General features: G+C 68.9%; 12 protein-coding genes. 9 read left to right on the top strand and 3 right to left on the bottom strand.

Annotated features, from left to right (window positions below):
* Positions 1-199 precede the first annotated feature (199 nt).
* From AB0M52_RS19390 to AB0M52_RS19370, 5 genes are all read left to right on the top strand, one after another.
* Positions 200-1,792 (top strand): MFS transporter, encoded by a 1,593-nt coding sequence (locus AB0M52_RS19390; RefSeq protein WP_363955311.1) that lies wholly within the window; start codon positions 200-202, stop codon positions 1,790-1,792.
* 385 nt (positions 1,793-2,177) lie between these two features.
* The gene (locus AB0M52_RS19385; RefSeq protein ID WP_363955308.1) at positions 2,178-2,912 is read left to right on the top strand and encodes an alpha/beta hydrolase; all 735 of its coding nucleotides are present in this window, start codon (positions 2,178-2,180) and stop codon (positions 2,910-2,912) included.
* A gap of 457 nt (positions 2,913-3,369) precedes the next feature.
* On the top strand, positions 3,370-4,314 hold the full coding sequence (locus AB0M52_RS19380; RefSeq protein WP_363955306.1) for a TIGR02452 family protein: 945 nt from the start codon (positions 3,370-3,372) through the stop codon (positions 4,312-4,314).
* Entirely contained in the window at positions 4,283-4,957 is a 675-nt protein-coding gene (locus AB0M52_RS19375) for a hypothetical protein (RefSeq protein ID WP_363955303.1), read from the top strand. The genes AB0M52_RS19380 and AB0M52_RS19375 overlap by 32 nt, the downstream gene beginning before the upstream one ends.
* A gap of 126 nt (positions 4,958-5,083) precedes the next feature.
* Complete coding sequence (locus tag AB0M52_RS19370) at positions 5,084-5,419, top strand: DUF952 domain-containing protein (protein ID WP_363955300.1); 336 nt, start codon at positions 5,084-5,086, stop codon at positions 5,417-5,419.
* 33 nt (positions 5,420-5,452) lie between these two features.
* Here the strand turns inward: AB0M52_RS19370 and AB0M52_RS19365 are convergent, their stop codons facing one another.
* Positions 5,453-6,397: an SDR family oxidoreductase gene (locus tag AB0M52_RS19365; protein WP_363955297.1), complete on the bottom strand. Its 945-nt coding sequence runs from the start codon at positions 6,395-6,397 to the stop codon at positions 5,453-5,455.
* A 271-nt stretch (positions 6,398-6,668) separates the two neighbouring features.
* On the opposite strand from AB0M52_RS19365, the gene AB0M52_RS19360 reads away from it, so the two are divergent.
* From AB0M52_RS19360 to AB0M52_RS19350, 3 genes are all read left to right on the top strand, one after another.
* Complete coding sequence (locus tag AB0M52_RS19360) at positions 6,669-7,511, top strand: helix-turn-helix transcriptional regulator (RefSeq protein WP_363955294.1); 843 nt, start codon at positions 6,669-6,671, stop codon at positions 7,509-7,511.
* A 113-nt stretch (positions 7,512-7,624) separates the two neighbouring features.
* Positions 7,625-8,320: a hypothetical protein gene (locus tag AB0M52_RS19355; protein ID WP_363955292.1), complete on the top strand. Its 696-nt coding sequence runs from the start codon at positions 7,625-7,627 to the stop codon at positions 8,318-8,320.
* A complete protein-coding gene (locus AB0M52_RS19350; protein WP_363955289.1) occupies positions 8,317-8,673 on the top strand; it encodes a transcriptional regulator in 357 nt (118 codons plus the stop codon). The genes AB0M52_RS19355 and AB0M52_RS19350 overlap by 4 nt, the downstream gene beginning before the upstream one ends.
* Before the next feature lie 86 nt (positions 8,674-8,759).
* Here AB0M52_RS19350 and AB0M52_RS19345 read toward each other — a convergent pair whose 3' ends face one another.
* On the bottom strand, positions 8,760-10,649 hold the full coding sequence (locus AB0M52_RS19345) for a CocE/NonD family hydrolase (protein WP_363955286.1): 1,890 nt from the start codon (positions 10,647-10,649) through the stop codon (positions 8,760-8,762).
* A 296-nt stretch (positions 10,650-10,945) separates the two neighbouring features.
* Between AB0M52_RS19345 and AB0M52_RS19340 the strand changes: the two genes are divergently transcribed.
* Positions 10,946-11,797, top strand: a complete 852-nt coding sequence (locus tag AB0M52_RS19340; protein WP_363955283.1) for a slipin family protein — start codon at positions 10,946-10,948, stop codon at positions 11,795-11,797.
* 33 nt (positions 11,798-11,830) lie between these two features.
* Here AB0M52_RS19340 and AB0M52_RS19335 read toward each other — a convergent pair.
* Positions 11,831-13,846: hypothetical protein (locus tag AB0M52_RS19335; protein ID WP_363955280.1), on the bottom strand; the 2,016-nt coding region annotated here is incomplete at its 5' end.

Raw genomic sequence — 13,846 nt, 5'->3', positions numbered from 1 at the left:
CCATGCCGGTGTTGCATGGCCGACGGCGACAACGCCGCCAGCCGAAGTGCCAGGGCGCGCCGCAGCCCCGCCAGTCCTATCGCCGGTCGCTCTAAAGCGCTCGGACGCACTGACCTGCGCGCAGGCATTGCCTGTCGCGCTGATGACTCCTGCCCGGAAACGCGACCACTACCGGGTGCATTGACTGAAAGGAACACAGATGACCACCCCCGAACCCGTGGACGCGGCAGACGCTGCGCCGGTGATCGAGGACCCGCGCAGACGCCGCGCGATCCTCCTCGCCGTCTGCATCGCGCTGATGGCCGTGGTCGCTTCCGTCTCCGGCCTGAACGTTGCCCAGCCGCAGCTCGCCGTCACCTTCGACGCCTCCCAGGGAGAGGTGCTGTGGATCATCAACACCTACACCCTCACCCTCGCGGCCCTCCTGCTGCCGCTGGGGGCGGTCGGGGACCGGTGGGGCCGCAAACCCGTCCTCCTGCTCGGCATGGCGGTGTTCGGCATCGCCAACATCGCCGCCGCGATCGCACCCAGTGTCGAGGTCATGCTCACCGCCCGCCTCCTCAGCGGCGCGGGCGCGGCGATGATCATGCCCGTCACCCTCTCGGTGATCACCGCGTCCTTCCCCGACGGGGAACGCTCCAAAGCGATCGGTGTATGGACCGCGGTCGCCGGAGGCGGCGGCATCCTCGGCATGTACCTGTCCGCGCTACTGGTGGACGTCGCTACCTGGCGATGGCTGTTCGTCCTGCCGATCGTCCTCACGATCGCTGCCGCCGTGATCGCGGCTGGCTCGGTCCCGAATTCCCGCGAGCACGCCATCGGGCGCTTCGACATCGTGGGTGCGATCACCTCGATCATCGCTGCCGTCGGGTTCACCTACGCCCTGCACGAGGCACCCGCCCTCGGATGGAAGGCCCCCCTGATCCTGGGCACCCTCGGCGCAGCCATCATCGCCACCGTCGTATTCATCGTGTGGGAGCTTCGTACCCCCGTCCCTCTGCTGGATGTGCGGCACTTCAGCACGCGGGGACTGTCGAGCGGGTCGACCCTGCTGCTGGTGCTCTTCGGAGTCCAGGCGGGCGTCTCGCTCGTGCTCTACCCGTTCTTCCAGGTCGTCCTCGGATGGAGCGGCCTCCTGTCGACTCTCGGCATGATGCCGATGGCACTGCTCATGATGTTCGCCTCCGGACTCGCCCCCAGGGTCGCCGCCAGCATCGGGGCCCGCGTCACCATGGCCACCGGGCTCCTCATCGCAGGAGTCGGGCTCGCGCTCATGGCCGCGCTCGTCTCCGTCGACGGCGGCTACCTCACCGTGCTCCCCGGCCTGATCGCCATGGGCCTCGGCGCGGGTCTCGCGATGACGCCCTCCACCGAAGCGATCACCTCCTCGCTCCCGCGCGAGCAGCAAGGTGTCGCCTCCGCGCTCAACGACCTCACCCGCGAACTCGGCGCGGCCCTCGGCATCGCCCTCCTCGGGGGACTGCTCACCGCCGGCTACCAGGCCGCGATCAACCCCCACCTCGACGGTGTTCCCGACTCGATCGCCGACACCGCACGCGGAGGCATCGCCAACGCAGCCGCCGTGAGCCAGAACGCCGGCCCACACGCCGACCAGCTCATCACCGCAGCCCAGGACGCGTTCATCACCGGCTGGCAGCAAGCCATGTGGGTCGGCGTGGCTGTCATGGCTGCCCTGTTCATCTACACCGTGCTCCGCGGCCCCAAAACCACGCCTCCCGGAGAAACGAACACGGAAACCGGGTCGACGGTGCAGACCGTTAGGAGCTCTTGATTCCCTGGTCCCGCGGGTTCGACGTCGGTCACGACATGCTGGCCGGCTGCGATACTTCGGACGCGGCGAAACGGATGGTGGTGTTGGCGCCGAGTCGGGCGCCAGGTGTCGTGCCTACCGTCGGCGTACTGGTTGTGGTGCAGAGCCGCGTACGACTGATCTTGCAGGTGCCGCGTGCGGCCTGTCCGTGGCATCCGGCCACGGGGCCTGCGCTGAAACCCGTTTGGCGGATCACGGCGGGCGCTGCTAGTTTCCGGATGCCGTGCGAGAGACCGAGGAGGTGGTACCCGTGAACGTTTCGACATGGGTGCTCCCCTCTGGGGTCACGGTCGGGCGATAGGTCGTCCGGGGGCGCCGTTCGCGAGCACTCCCGAAAGGCACGACCATGCGATTCACTTCTGAACAGCGCCTCGATGACGGCGTCCTCGAACGCGAATTCACCCTCGGCGAGATCCCCGGCATCCTGTGGACGCCCGTATCCGCATCGGCGCCGGTCCCGCTGATCCTGCTCGGCCACCCCCCGCTCGGACTGCACAAGATGTACCCCCGCCTGGCGGCGCGGGCCCGGCACGCGGCGGCGGATGGCTTCGCTGCGGCCACCATCGAGCTCCCCGGGAGCGGTGACCGGCCCTGTTGGGCCGCCGCCGAGCAGGCCCGCGCCGACCTGCGCCGGGCGCTGGAGGCCGGCGAGCCGGTCAGTGACGAGATCATCGACGCCCTCATCCTCCCGCTCGTCGACAAGGCGGTCCCGGAATCGCAGGCCGCTCTGGACGCCCTCCTGTCGCTGCCCGAGATCGGCGGCCCGGTCGGGTACTCGGGGGGAGTGATCTCCGTCGGCATCCGGCTTGCGGTGGTCGAGCCGCGCATCGTGGCCGCCGGCTTCTTCGCCGGGAGTTTCGTGCCTCGCACCATGTTCGAGGAGGCCCGAAAGGTCACCATTCCGCTGCACGTCCTGCTGCAGTGGGATGACGAAGGGAACGACCGGCAGGCGGCCCTGGACCTGTTCGACGCCTTCGGCTCCAAGGAGAAAACGCTGCACGCCAACATGGGCGGACACACCGGTGTCCCGCTGTTCGCAGGGGAGGACGCGGCCGGGTTCTTCGCCCGGCATCTGCGCTGACCGCGGGCCGGGGCCCCGCCGCCAGACCAGCAGCAGGTGGTAGGCGGAGCCGGCCAGCACGCCGCTCATCGAGGACAGGCCCCGGCCCTCCTCGATGGCGGTGGCCAGCCCCACCGGCCCCGCAGGCCGTTGCCTGGCCGAGCGGCTGTTAGCCGAGGGTGCCCAAGTTGGCCGCTCGGCAGTCGATGTCCTAGGACGGTATAGGGAGTGTGCGCTGGGATCGGGCGGCGTGTGACATGGTGACGCGGATGATCGACAGTGCTGAAGCCTTGGCAGCCAGCCGTCGTCCGGCATGCCACGGAGCTTGAGGACGACTACGACGACATCGCGCCGATCCTCATAGCTTCTGCGCGCACCGGTCCGCGATCTTGGTGACGACCAGGACAGCTTGACTGGCGAAATCATCGAGCTTGCTCCATGTGCAGAATATTGGTCCTGATGCATCTCGGTACGCCGAGTGAGTGGTCGTCTTCGCGAGATTGCTCGGCAGACGGTCGCGATCGCCGAGGCGGGACGCTATCGCAATGGCGTCGGTGATGAGGTCGGCATCGGCGGGGCGGTACGGGCCGCGGTCGCCGGCACTCGTCATTACCTTCCCGATGAGACGCTCGTGGTGGGGGACACGGAGCCCGGCGTCGGCAGGGTGGAGGTGACGTACGAGTCGACGTTGCAGGCCGCCTTCCGGCTTGGGCCTGGTGCGGCGTGTCTGGTGTTCGCCTCGGCGAAGAACCCGGGTGGCGGGTTCCTCGGCGGGGCGAAGGCGCAGGAGGAGAGTATCGCTCGCTCGTCGGCGCGGTACCAGTGTCTACTTGTCGCGCCGGAGTTCTACGCATTCCACCGTGGGCAGCGGGATCTGCGGTACAGCGACCGGGTCATCTACTCCCCGGGCGTGCCGGTGTTCCGGGACGACAAGGGCAACCTGCTCGACCAGCCATACACGACGTCATTTCTGACCGCCGCGGCGCCCAACCTTGGTGCGGTCGTGCGCAACCAGCCCGTGGACGCTGCGGATGTGCCGGCGGTGCTGGTCCGGCGTGCCCGGCGGGTGCTGGAGGTCGCGGCTGCGCACGGACATCGGACGATCGTGTTGGGCGCGTGGGGGTGTGGGGTTTCCGCAACGATCCCGCTACGGTGGCTGGCGCGTTCGCCGAGGCGCTGCACGTGGTCGACCGATTCGACCACGTGGTGTTCGCCATCCGCGATGGCCTACCGGGCACACCCGTGTATCGCACGTTCGCGGAACGCTTTCTCGGAACTGCCGCGGAATCGGCGGCTGAGAGCGGGGGCTATGAGCCGCCCGGGGCTGGTCGAGACCCCCACCAGACTCGGGGCGGCTCAGGTTGTCATAGGTCCGTGTGAAGATCGTCGTCGTGACTGGATGGAGCTACAACGATCGCCCTGAGGGTGTCAGGTTCCTGGCGGAGCGGATCGCGGAGCCGGGTCGTGGGGAGATCGAGGACGAGATCTGGGACTGGGTCGTGCGCGGCGAGGACGACGCCGACGAGTTCGTGGATTTCCTCGACGAGGACGAGCAGCGCCACGGCGCCACCGACGAGGAGCTCAGGGCGGCGTACGAGAAGGCGTTGGCGGTCCGGCGGGAGCAGCAGCGTGAGTGGGGTGAGGTGCGGAGCAACCTCACCCGCGCCTTCGCCGATCTCAACGCGCTCGGCGTGGTGGCCAGGGAGAACTTCAGCTGCTGTGGCACCTGCGCGGCCGCCGAGATCCACGACGAGCGGGACGACTCCCGGCACTGGCACGGGTACCTCTGGTACCACCAGCAGGACACGGAGTCGCTGCTCGCGAGCGAGGACGGCGAGGTCTACCTCGGCTACGGCGCCTACCCGCCGGCGGACTTCGACGAGGTTGCCTACGCCGCCCTGCCAGAGGCCGAACAGCAGGCCCGCTACCAGGCCGACCTGGAACGGCTGTTGGACGAGATCGCCTTTCCGGTGCTGCGCGGGTACGGCATGCGCGTGGAGTGGAACCGCAAGCAGTCCAGGCGGATCCGGGTGACCGGCGCCCAGTGGTACGCGTCGTTGACCTGAGACCGCCCGTCCTCGACATGGCACAGGCCTCCAGTGCGTTCTGCGCCAGGTGCTCGTCCGGGTAGAGGTCAACAGGGGCACGCCGAGTGCGGCGTCCCGTCGCTCACGCTCTGGCAGGATGACGCCGTGCTGATCTACAAGATCCTGTTGCCCGGCGAATGGGCTGAATTCCAAGCTGCCGGCAGCTTCGACGGATCGCCGTTCGACCGAGACAGCGGTTTCATCCATTGCTCGTCGCGGGCGCAGGTGCCTGGCACAGCGGCACGTGTGTTCGGCGATCAGCCGCAACTCGTCGTCGTCGCGCTCGATGCGTCCACGCTCGGCGATGTGTTGCGGTGGGAGGATGCCCCGAGCGGCGGATCGTTCCCGCACGTCTACGCGTCGTTGCCGGTCGAGGCGGTGTCCGGGGTTTACCACGTCGCTGGCGCGGCACGGGTGGACGAGGAGGTCCCCGCCGAATAGCACTAGCCCGTGCCGATCGCCGCGTCGAGCGCCTCAGCCGTTGGGAAACGACACCTTCGTCAGTTCTTGGGAGACGTGCCAGACGCGTTGGGCGTCCGCGGTGCTACGGAGGCGGGAGAAGAGCTTCTGCTCCCCAGGAGGGCCACTCATGTGCCCGAGCCCACTCGGCCCGTAGAACCGGGCGTTCTGGGCGTCGGGGGAGGTAGCGGCGTAGAGGGCGGGAAGCTGCGCGGTCTGGACTGTCCCGGCGAGGATGCCGCGGGCAGACAAGGCCCGGATCATGCGTACGCCGTTGGTGTCCCGATCGCGTCCGACCTCGGGGCGAGCGGCGAGCAGGCTCGTCGGAGCGACCCCCGGATGAGACAGGTTGCTTGTGATGCCCCACCCGTCGGCCTGACTGCGCCTGGCAAGTTCGAGGCCGAAGAGCCCGAACGCGATCTTCGACTGGCTGTACGCACGGAAGCCGTGATACGACCGCTCCCAGTTCAAGTCGTCCCAGTTGATGGCGTTCCGGTTCGCCGCGATGCTGAGCTGCGAGGTCACGCGTGCCTGGCCGGCTCGAAGTAGCGGCAACAGGTGGCCCACGAGGGCGAAGTGCCCGAGGTGGTTGGTGCCGAACTGCAGCTCGAACCCATCGGCGGTCCGCTGTCGATCAGGCGGGGTCATCACGCCGGCGTTGTTGATGAGGATGTGGATCGGCTGGCCCTCCTCTCGCAAGACCTCGCCGAGGGTTGCGACGGAGGCGAGCGAGGAGAGGTCGAGCTCGCGGAGCGACACGTTCGCGTTCGGGTGCCGCTGACGGATCGTGGTGATCGCGGCTGCGCCCTTGCGCGGATTCCGGACGGGCAGGAGCACTTCGGCCCCGGCCGCGGCGAGCCTGGTGGCGAGGCCGAGCCCGATGCCGTCGCTCGCTCCGGTGACGACCGCACGCTTTCCGGACAGATCGGAGACGGTGATGTCGATGGGTCTGGCTGGCATGTCAGCACTCCTGGAAGTTGTCGTTGCCTCCAGCGTCGGGGAGACAGCCGGCGTTATTCAGGGCCGCTCGATCCCAGGATCAGGAAGGCCAGGTTCCGGCCGGACCCGTGCCGGAGACGGCCGACCGACGGTTACCGGATCGCCGGCGGTGACCAGCAGGGACAGCTGTCCGGGAGCCTGGAGCCGTCCGGGTCGAGAAGGGGGGATCGACAATCCGTGGATGCGGTGAGAAACGGCCGGTAGAAACGAGGCAGCACCGAAGGAGGCACACATGGCGATCGACCGGACCGGACTGGCGGAGTTCCTCCGGCGCCGCCGGGAGTCGCTGCAACCCACGGACGTCGGCCTCCCGCTCGGCCAACGCCGCCGGACGAGCGGGCTCCGGCGGGAGGAGGTGGCCGCGCTCTGCCACATGTCGACCGACTACTACTCCCGGCTCGAGCGGGAGCGCGGACCCCAGCCGTCCGAGCAGATGATCGCCTCCATTGCGCAAGGACTCCACCTCTCCCTGGACGAGCGCGACCACCTCTTCCGGCTCGCCGGACACAACCCACCCACTCGCGGCGAGGTCAGCACGCACATCAGCCCCGGCCTGCTGCGCATCCTCGACCGCCTGCACGACACTCCCGCGGAGATCGTCACCGAACTCGGCGAGACCCTGCGACAGACCGCGCTCGGGGTCGCGCTCACCGGCGACACGACCAGCTACAGCGGCCCGGCTCGCAGCCTCGGCTACCGATGGTTCACCGACGCCGACACGCGACAGCTCTACGCTCTCGACGACCATCCGTTCCTTACCCGCATGTTCGTCTCAGGGCTGCGCGAGGTGGCCACGCTGCGGGGTCCTGGTTCCCGGGCTGCGCACCTCGCCGACCTCCTGCTCGCCCGGAGCGAGGAGTTCCGGCAGGTGTGGAACCACCACGAGGTCGGGATCCGCCCCAACGAGGTCAAGCACTTCGTCCACCCCGAGCTCGGCGTGCTGGAGCTGACCTGCCAGCGGCTGGTCGACCCGGACCAGGCCCATTCGCTGCTCGTCTACACCGCCATTCCCGGCAGCGAAAGCCACGAAAAGTTACAGCTGCTCTCCGTCATCGGCACACAGACGCTGCGCTGACGCACTCGCATCGGCTACCTGTTCGGTCGTTCGCCATCTCGTTGTCAGTGGGATTGTCAGTGGGATCGTCATCGCCACTAGCGCCAATCAGTTTGTTATGGAAACCTATTGGCATGACTTCTGATGCGGCTCCTGCCGGCGGCGATCCCCGCCGGCTGCTGGCTGACGCGCGCGTCCTCGCGCGCCGGGTTCGTCTTGACCAGCGGGTGACGTGGCTGCCGCTGCTGGTGCTGGCCGTGGTGACATTCGGGGCAATCACGGCGTACCGGTACGGGCATGTCGTCAGCGACTGCCACGCGGTGAACGACGGTCAGGTGTGCAAGGTCTGGTTCCAGACCGTCACGTTCTACTGGTTGGCGGCGCTGGTCCTGGCGTACGTGGTGATCGCCGGCGGGTACCTGCGGGTGGCCCGGGCCCGGGGCGTGGACGCCCGGGTGCTGCCGTACGCGGTCACCGGCGTCGCGCTCGTCGGGCTGGGTTTCGCCTTCGCGGCGGTGTGGGTCCGCCTCAACCCGCTGGCCTACCCGGAGGAGCCGTCCGCCTTTGCCCATTTCCTGTTCCGGCTGCTCGACCCGCCCGGCGCGATCGGGTTGGCCCTGCTGTTGCTGGCCTGGCTGGAGCGGCACGTTGCGCTGCTGCTCTTCGCCATCGGGTACCTGACGGTGGTGCTGGTGCCGATCAACTTCGGCTGGGGCGCGCACTGGGGTCCGTCAACCTGGTTCGTGCCCCAACTGGTCATCAACGGCGGCGCGCTGCTCCTGGGCAGCGTCGGCTTCGCGCTGGCGCAACGGCTGCGGCGGCCCCGGTGACCGGCCCCGTCGACACCCCAGAGCCGGACGAGAACGGATCCCCGCATCCGGTCACCGGGCTCGACGACGTGGTGCACCAGCGGGTCCGGCTCGGCATCCTCACCATCGCGCACGAGGCCCGCCGGGTCGAGTTCGGCTACCTGCGCACCCAGCTGGAACTGACCGCCGGCAACCTCTCCCAGCACCTGAGCGTGCTGGAGAACGCCGGTCTTGTCCAGGTCGAGAAGGGCTACGCCGGGCGGCGCGGCCGGACCTGGATCACCCTCACCTCGTCGGGCAACGCCGCGCTCGCCGAGGAGATCGCGCGACTGAAGCTGCTCATCGCCCGCGTCGAGACGACGAACGGCCAGTAGCGACAAGGCCGACCGAACAGCCATCCCACAACCCGGCGTACGGCGGCCGACGCCCGCCGGCGCCGGCCGCCAGTCCGGACACCGCACTAGTGATGCGGGATGCCGGCTCGACGGGCGGCTTGCTGACCGCCGAGCACCGGCAGGGCGAGGTGACTGATTTTGGTGTTGACGGTGATGGTCGGTCGCGATGTGAGCGTTTCGGCTGAGTAGCTGCGGTAGCTGCCGACGATGATGACGCCGATCCGGTTGCCTGCGGAGAAGACGTAGTCCTCCGGCAGGAGCGGAATGCTGAGCTCGTACATCTGGCCGGGGTTCATGGGCTCGACAACCTCGACGGAGTTGCGGTTCTGCCCGTCGAGGACTCCTTTGGAGACCCGCCATTGCGTGACGTTGGTCGGCCGGTACGTGATGGGCCGGTAGCACCCGTCGTCGAATGGGCTCGATTCGCCGTAGCACTCTTCGGGCAGCGCCGTCTGGAGGATTCCGTCGCCGGTCCGGCTGTTCTGCGTGCTCGGTCCATATTCGACGAGCATCGCGCCGAAGTATGCCCCGTCGAGGTTCGACGACGCAGTCAGGTTGACCACCGGGGTGCCGGAGATACGCAGGTCCTCGGCGAGCGGCGGGGACAGGAAGGCCAGGCGGTTCGCGTTGGACTGGTCCGGGTTGTTGATCATCGCTGTTTCGAGCTGACTGGGGTTGTCGACGAACGAACGGGTCGTCGGCGCACCCTGGGCCGGGGTGAGTGCGAGTTCGCCGGCGCTGTCGACGCCGGGACGCAGCCAGAGGTTGACGTTCCCGGTGCGGGGGATCGGCCAGTCGGCGTGCTGCTCCCAGACGCCGATGGACGGTTCCACATCGACCTTCGGCTTGTCCATGATCCCGTTGCTGATCCCGTGGAGCCAGTAGTCGAACCACCGGTGCAGCGTGTCGACCCACACGTCTCGGCGGAAGTCGAACGGCTCGATGTGACCGACCCGGCCGATCCACAGCTTGCGTGGGATGTCGTACGTCTTCAGCGCCTGCCAGAACTTGCTGAAGTGGTCGGTCCGGACGTTGTCGTCCTGGATTCCGTGGACGAGGAACACGCTGGCCCTGATGTTCGCGGCATCGTCCAGGTAGTTCCGCTCGTGCCAGAACTGCGTGTAGTCGCCGTGTTCGTCGCCGTCGTTGGCCGCTATCTCATTCCAGACCGGCGCGCACCTGGCTTGACGTGCCGGGTCGTCAGCCGTGATGGTCCGGGCGAGCGACACCAGGTAGTTGTTGCCACGCGTGACGACCCCGTTGCTTCGCGTGTAGTCGTAGTAGTTGTACGGCCCCGCGATGGGAACAACGGTGGCCAGGCCGTCGACGCCGGACGCCGCTGCGGCCATCGCCAGTGATCCGTCGTACGACTTTCCGATCATCCCGGACTTGCCGTTGTGCCAGTCGACCACCACCGGATTGCCGGTGGAGTCGTGCGCGCTGCGGCGGCCGTTGAGCCAGTCGATGACCGCCGGTCCGGAGGCGTTCTCATTCGCGCCCTGGATGGTCGGGCAGCCGGTGGAACCGGCCGTACCGATCATGTCGACGAGTGCGACGCCGTAGCCACGGGGCACGAAGTAGTTGTCGTAGAACAGTGGCCACCGGTCGAGGAGGCCGTCACCGTCGACGTCGGCCTTGAGCTCGGACTCGTTACCGCGGCCGAGGGTCGTGTAGTACGGGCTGTTGTCGATGATGACGGGCGCCTTCAGGCCCTGCTCGGTGGCGGCTGGCCGGATGATGTCGACACGGATGGCGTCCTTGACGCCGTCCCGGTCGCTGTCGAAGTCGGTCTCGACCCAGACCCGCTCGCGAATGGCATCGGCGTAGCCGAACACCGGCTGGGTGACTCCGTCCGCAATGACGATCGTCTGCGTCTCGACCCGTTCGGCGGCGAGCGCCGGTGAAGTAACGGCTAGCATCGCCATCGCTGCGCCGACCGAAACGATCGCCCTCATGGCGTCCCTCCCCATCCGGTCCGCCGGCAACGCTCACCTGACGCGCCGACTTGACCACCATGCGCACGCTACGAAAAGGCCCGATTGGTCGTCATCAGGCAGATGTACGAAGTCCGTAGCGCGCTGCATAGACATCTGCCGAGACTGGGCGCGGTAGCCGGAACGCTGGGGTCGGTGCCGGCTTCGAGTGCGGCGCGGAGTCCGCCGCATTTGTCCGACGCGGGTGGCGACTGATCGTAACGGGGGCGGGTATCCGGCGCTCCGTGGAGGCGCTGGCTTCCCGGACCGGGGGTGCCATGGTAACGGTCGTCGTGATCGCCGTCGTGATCGTCGTCGCGGTGCTGCTCGGGCTGGCGTTGAGCGTACGCCTGGTGCAGCAGTACCAGCGCGGCATCGTGTTCCGCTTCGGCCGGGTGCTGGGCGACGTACGGCAGCCCGGTCTGCACCTGATCATCCCGATCGCTGACCGAATGGCGCGGGTCAGCATGCAAACCGTCGTGATTGGCATCCCGGCGCAAGGCGCGATCACCCGCGACAACGTGACTCTGACCGTGGACGCGGTGGTCTACTACCGAGTGGTGGACCCGGTGAAGGCGCTGATCAACGTGCACGACTATCCGGCGGCGGTGTTGCAGGTGGCCCAGACGGCGCTGCGATCGGTGATCGGCAAGGCGGACCTGGACACCCTGCTCAGCAACCGGGAACAGATCAACGCCGAGCTCAAGGCGCACATCGACGCACCGACCGAGAAGCCCTGGGGGCTGCTCATCGAGCGGGTCGAGGTCAAGGACGTGTCGCTGCCGGAGACGATGAAGCGGTCCATGTCGCGGCAGGCCGAGGCCGAGCGGGAGCGGCGGGCCCGGGTGATCGCCGCGGACGGCGAGTTCCAGGCCTCCACCCGGCTCGCCGACGCGTCCCGGCGGATGGCCAACACTCCGGGTGCGTACCAACTCCGGCTGTTGCAGACCGTGGTGGACGTCGCCGCGGAGAAGAACAGCACGCTGGTGATGCCGTTCCCGGTCGAGTTGCTGCGCTTCTTCGACCAGCTCGCCAAGGGGCCGGCGCAAGGGCCGGGGGAGCGGCCCGCCGAACAGCCTGCGGGCTCCGATGGCCACCGCGTACCGCAGGCGCCGCCGTCCGGGCGGTAGCGCCCGGACGGCGACCACCGCGCGGCGCCCCGCCTACCGGTCGCGGTGCGGTGACGGGCGCCCGCTCGGGTCGAGCCGGCCGGCGAGTTCACGTACGGCGGCTTCGTAGACCGGGTCGGTGTGGTAGGGCCAGTGTCGGTTGATTGGTGGGGGGACGGTGTCGTCGAGTTCGACGGTGATGCCGCTCGGGTCGCGTAGTCGTCGGTCGACGGTGCCGGCGGGTCCGTGGGTGCGGGGTGGTTCGCCGGGCCGGTGGGCGGAGAACAGTGGGCCGCCGATGGGGTCGGTGTTGCGCCACAGGTTGATCCATCGCCAGTTGATGCGGTTGCCGACTTCGTGGAGGACCTGGTCGCCGAGGAAGGCGGGGCAGAGTCGGGCGTAGAGGCGGTGCAGCGGACTGCCGTGGGTGAGTAGGGCTACTCGGGGGAGGACTTCTTCGGGTAGTTGGAGGAGGGTGGCGGCGGCGAGGACGGAGCCGTGGGAGTGGCCGGAGAGGATGACGTCGCCCCGGGTGGTGAGTGCGGTGATGCGTTTGGCGAGTTCGGGTACGGCGCGTTCGGCGTAGCAGGGTGGTGCGAAGGGGTGGACGGTGCGGGGCCAGAAGGTGCCGAGGTCCCAGATCACGGCGACGGTGCGGCGGGTTCCTTCGGAGCGGTAGGACAGCAGCCCGAGTACGACGATGCCGAGCCCGACCAGGCCGATGACGTAGATCCCGACGTCGGTGGCGAGCGCCAGGTCCGTGGTCGCCGTGCCGTTGGTGTGTGCCAGCTTCTTGCTCAGGTCAGACGGCCCGATGCCGGCCACGTCCAGCGCGGTCGTAGCGACACCGAGCAGCGACAACACCAGGAACAGGATGAAGACCGGGCTGAGCTGCTCGGCGAGGGCGGCCCGGGCGACGGCCTCCCGGACGGCGGTCCATCGGGGCAGGGCTTCCGGCGGTGGGTCGGGAAAGTCCCGCTGGACGATCTTGTCGGCGAGGAGTCGTCGTCGTCGCCGGGTTGCCGTGAGCTGCCAGAGCGTGGTCGCGGCGACGACCATGACCGCCGCCAGGCCGGCGAGCGCCGCCCAGCGGTAGGAGACCGGCGGCTCCAGCGGCGGCGCGCCGGGCACGTTCGGCCGAACGGGATTCGGTATCGTTCCGCGGTCGAGGAAGTCGGCGACCCGGTACACCAGGGCGGCGGAGAACCCGTACGCGGCGGCGACCGCCGCGACGGCGAGTACCGGGGTGGCCAGCCCGCTCAGCCACGACGAGCCGGCGGCCTGGCTGCGTCGCCGCTGGTGCATGGTGGCGACGACGAGGGCAACCAGCAGAGCGGTCTGGACCGCGATCAACGCGGCCACCGCGCCCTCGTACCCGGGCAACTGCCCCTGTGGCGGACCCGTCGACAGGGGCACCGCGGTATAGGCGAGGGCCAGCAGGGTCAGCCCGTAGGAGGCCAGTCGCAGGGCTCGGATGCCGCGCAGGTCGACCGGCCCCCGACCCGGCCCGTCGGCGGCGGACCGGGAGGGCAGGCAGAGCAGGACGGCACAGGCCGCGAGCAGGAACCAGGCTGCGGCGAAGAGCGCGTACGCGACCGCCGTGGGATGCCGGTGGATCTTCGCGCCAAGCAGCATCACATCGACCGTGCCGAGCCCGACCCCGACGTGGATGGCCCGTAGTCGCTGCACCACGAGCGCGTCGTTCCAGAAGCCGTGGCGGTCGATCCGGTCCTCCCCGCCGCTGGTGCGGTCCTGGCCGCGCGCGGCGGGGAACGCCTCGAACGCCCGGGCGGACCGCTCGCCGAGCCACCACAGCAGCCGCAGCGCGGCGATCGGCACCAGCGCGAGCACCGCCAGACGCGGCCCGAGCGGTATGTCGGCCAGCCAGCCGAGGTAGCCGCGTCCCCGCACGCAGGGGCGGTAGGGGGCGCACTGCCAGCCCACGATGTCGACGGTCACCCCGACGATGGACAGGACGAAAGCGGCGGTCAGGGTGGCGGCCAACAGCCGGCACAACGGGCCGATCAACCCGCCCGTCCCACCGGTCGCCGGCCGGGTCCACACGGCGAG

Source organism: Micromonospora sp. NPDC051296, from assembly GCF_040682255.1.
In the GTDB taxonomy this organism is placed as follows: domain Bacteria; phylum Actinomycetota; class Actinomycetes; order Mycobacteriales; family Micromonosporaceae; genus Micromonospora; species Micromonospora craterilacus.
Note: the sequence above shows the minus strand (reverse complement) of the source record. Positions and strands in the feature narration are given on the sequence as shown.

Bases quoted from the DNA above. Each gene is read 5' to 3' on its own strand.
- AB0M52_RS19365 (WP_363955297.1), bottom strand. From the start codon at position 6,397: ATGCCAGCCAGACCCATCGACATCACCGTCTCCGATCTGTCCGGAAAG.
- AB0M52_RS19360 (WP_363955294.1), top strand. From the start codon at position 6,669: ATGGCGATCGACCGGACCGGACTGGCGGAGTTCCTCCGGCGCCGCCGG.
- AB0M52_RS19390 (WP_363955311.1), top strand. From the start codon at position 200: ATGACCACCCCCGAACCCGTGGACGCGGCAGACGCTGCGCCGGTGATC.
- AB0M52_RS19355 (WP_363955292.1), top strand. From the start codon at position 7,625: ATGACTTCTGATGCGGCTCCTGCCGGCGGCGATCCCCGCCGGCTGCTG.
- AB0M52_RS19385 (WP_363955308.1), top strand. From the start codon at position 2,178: ATGCGATTCACTTCTGAACAGCGCCTCGATGACGGCGTCCTCGAACGC.
- AB0M52_RS19340 (WP_363955283.1), top strand. From the start codon at position 10,946: ATGGTAACGGTCGTCGTGATCGCCGTCGTGATCGTCGTCGCGGTGCTG.
- AB0M52_RS19345 (WP_363955286.1), bottom strand. From the start codon at position 10,649: ATGAGGGCGATCGTTTCGGTCGGCGCAGCGATGGCGATGCTAGCCGTT.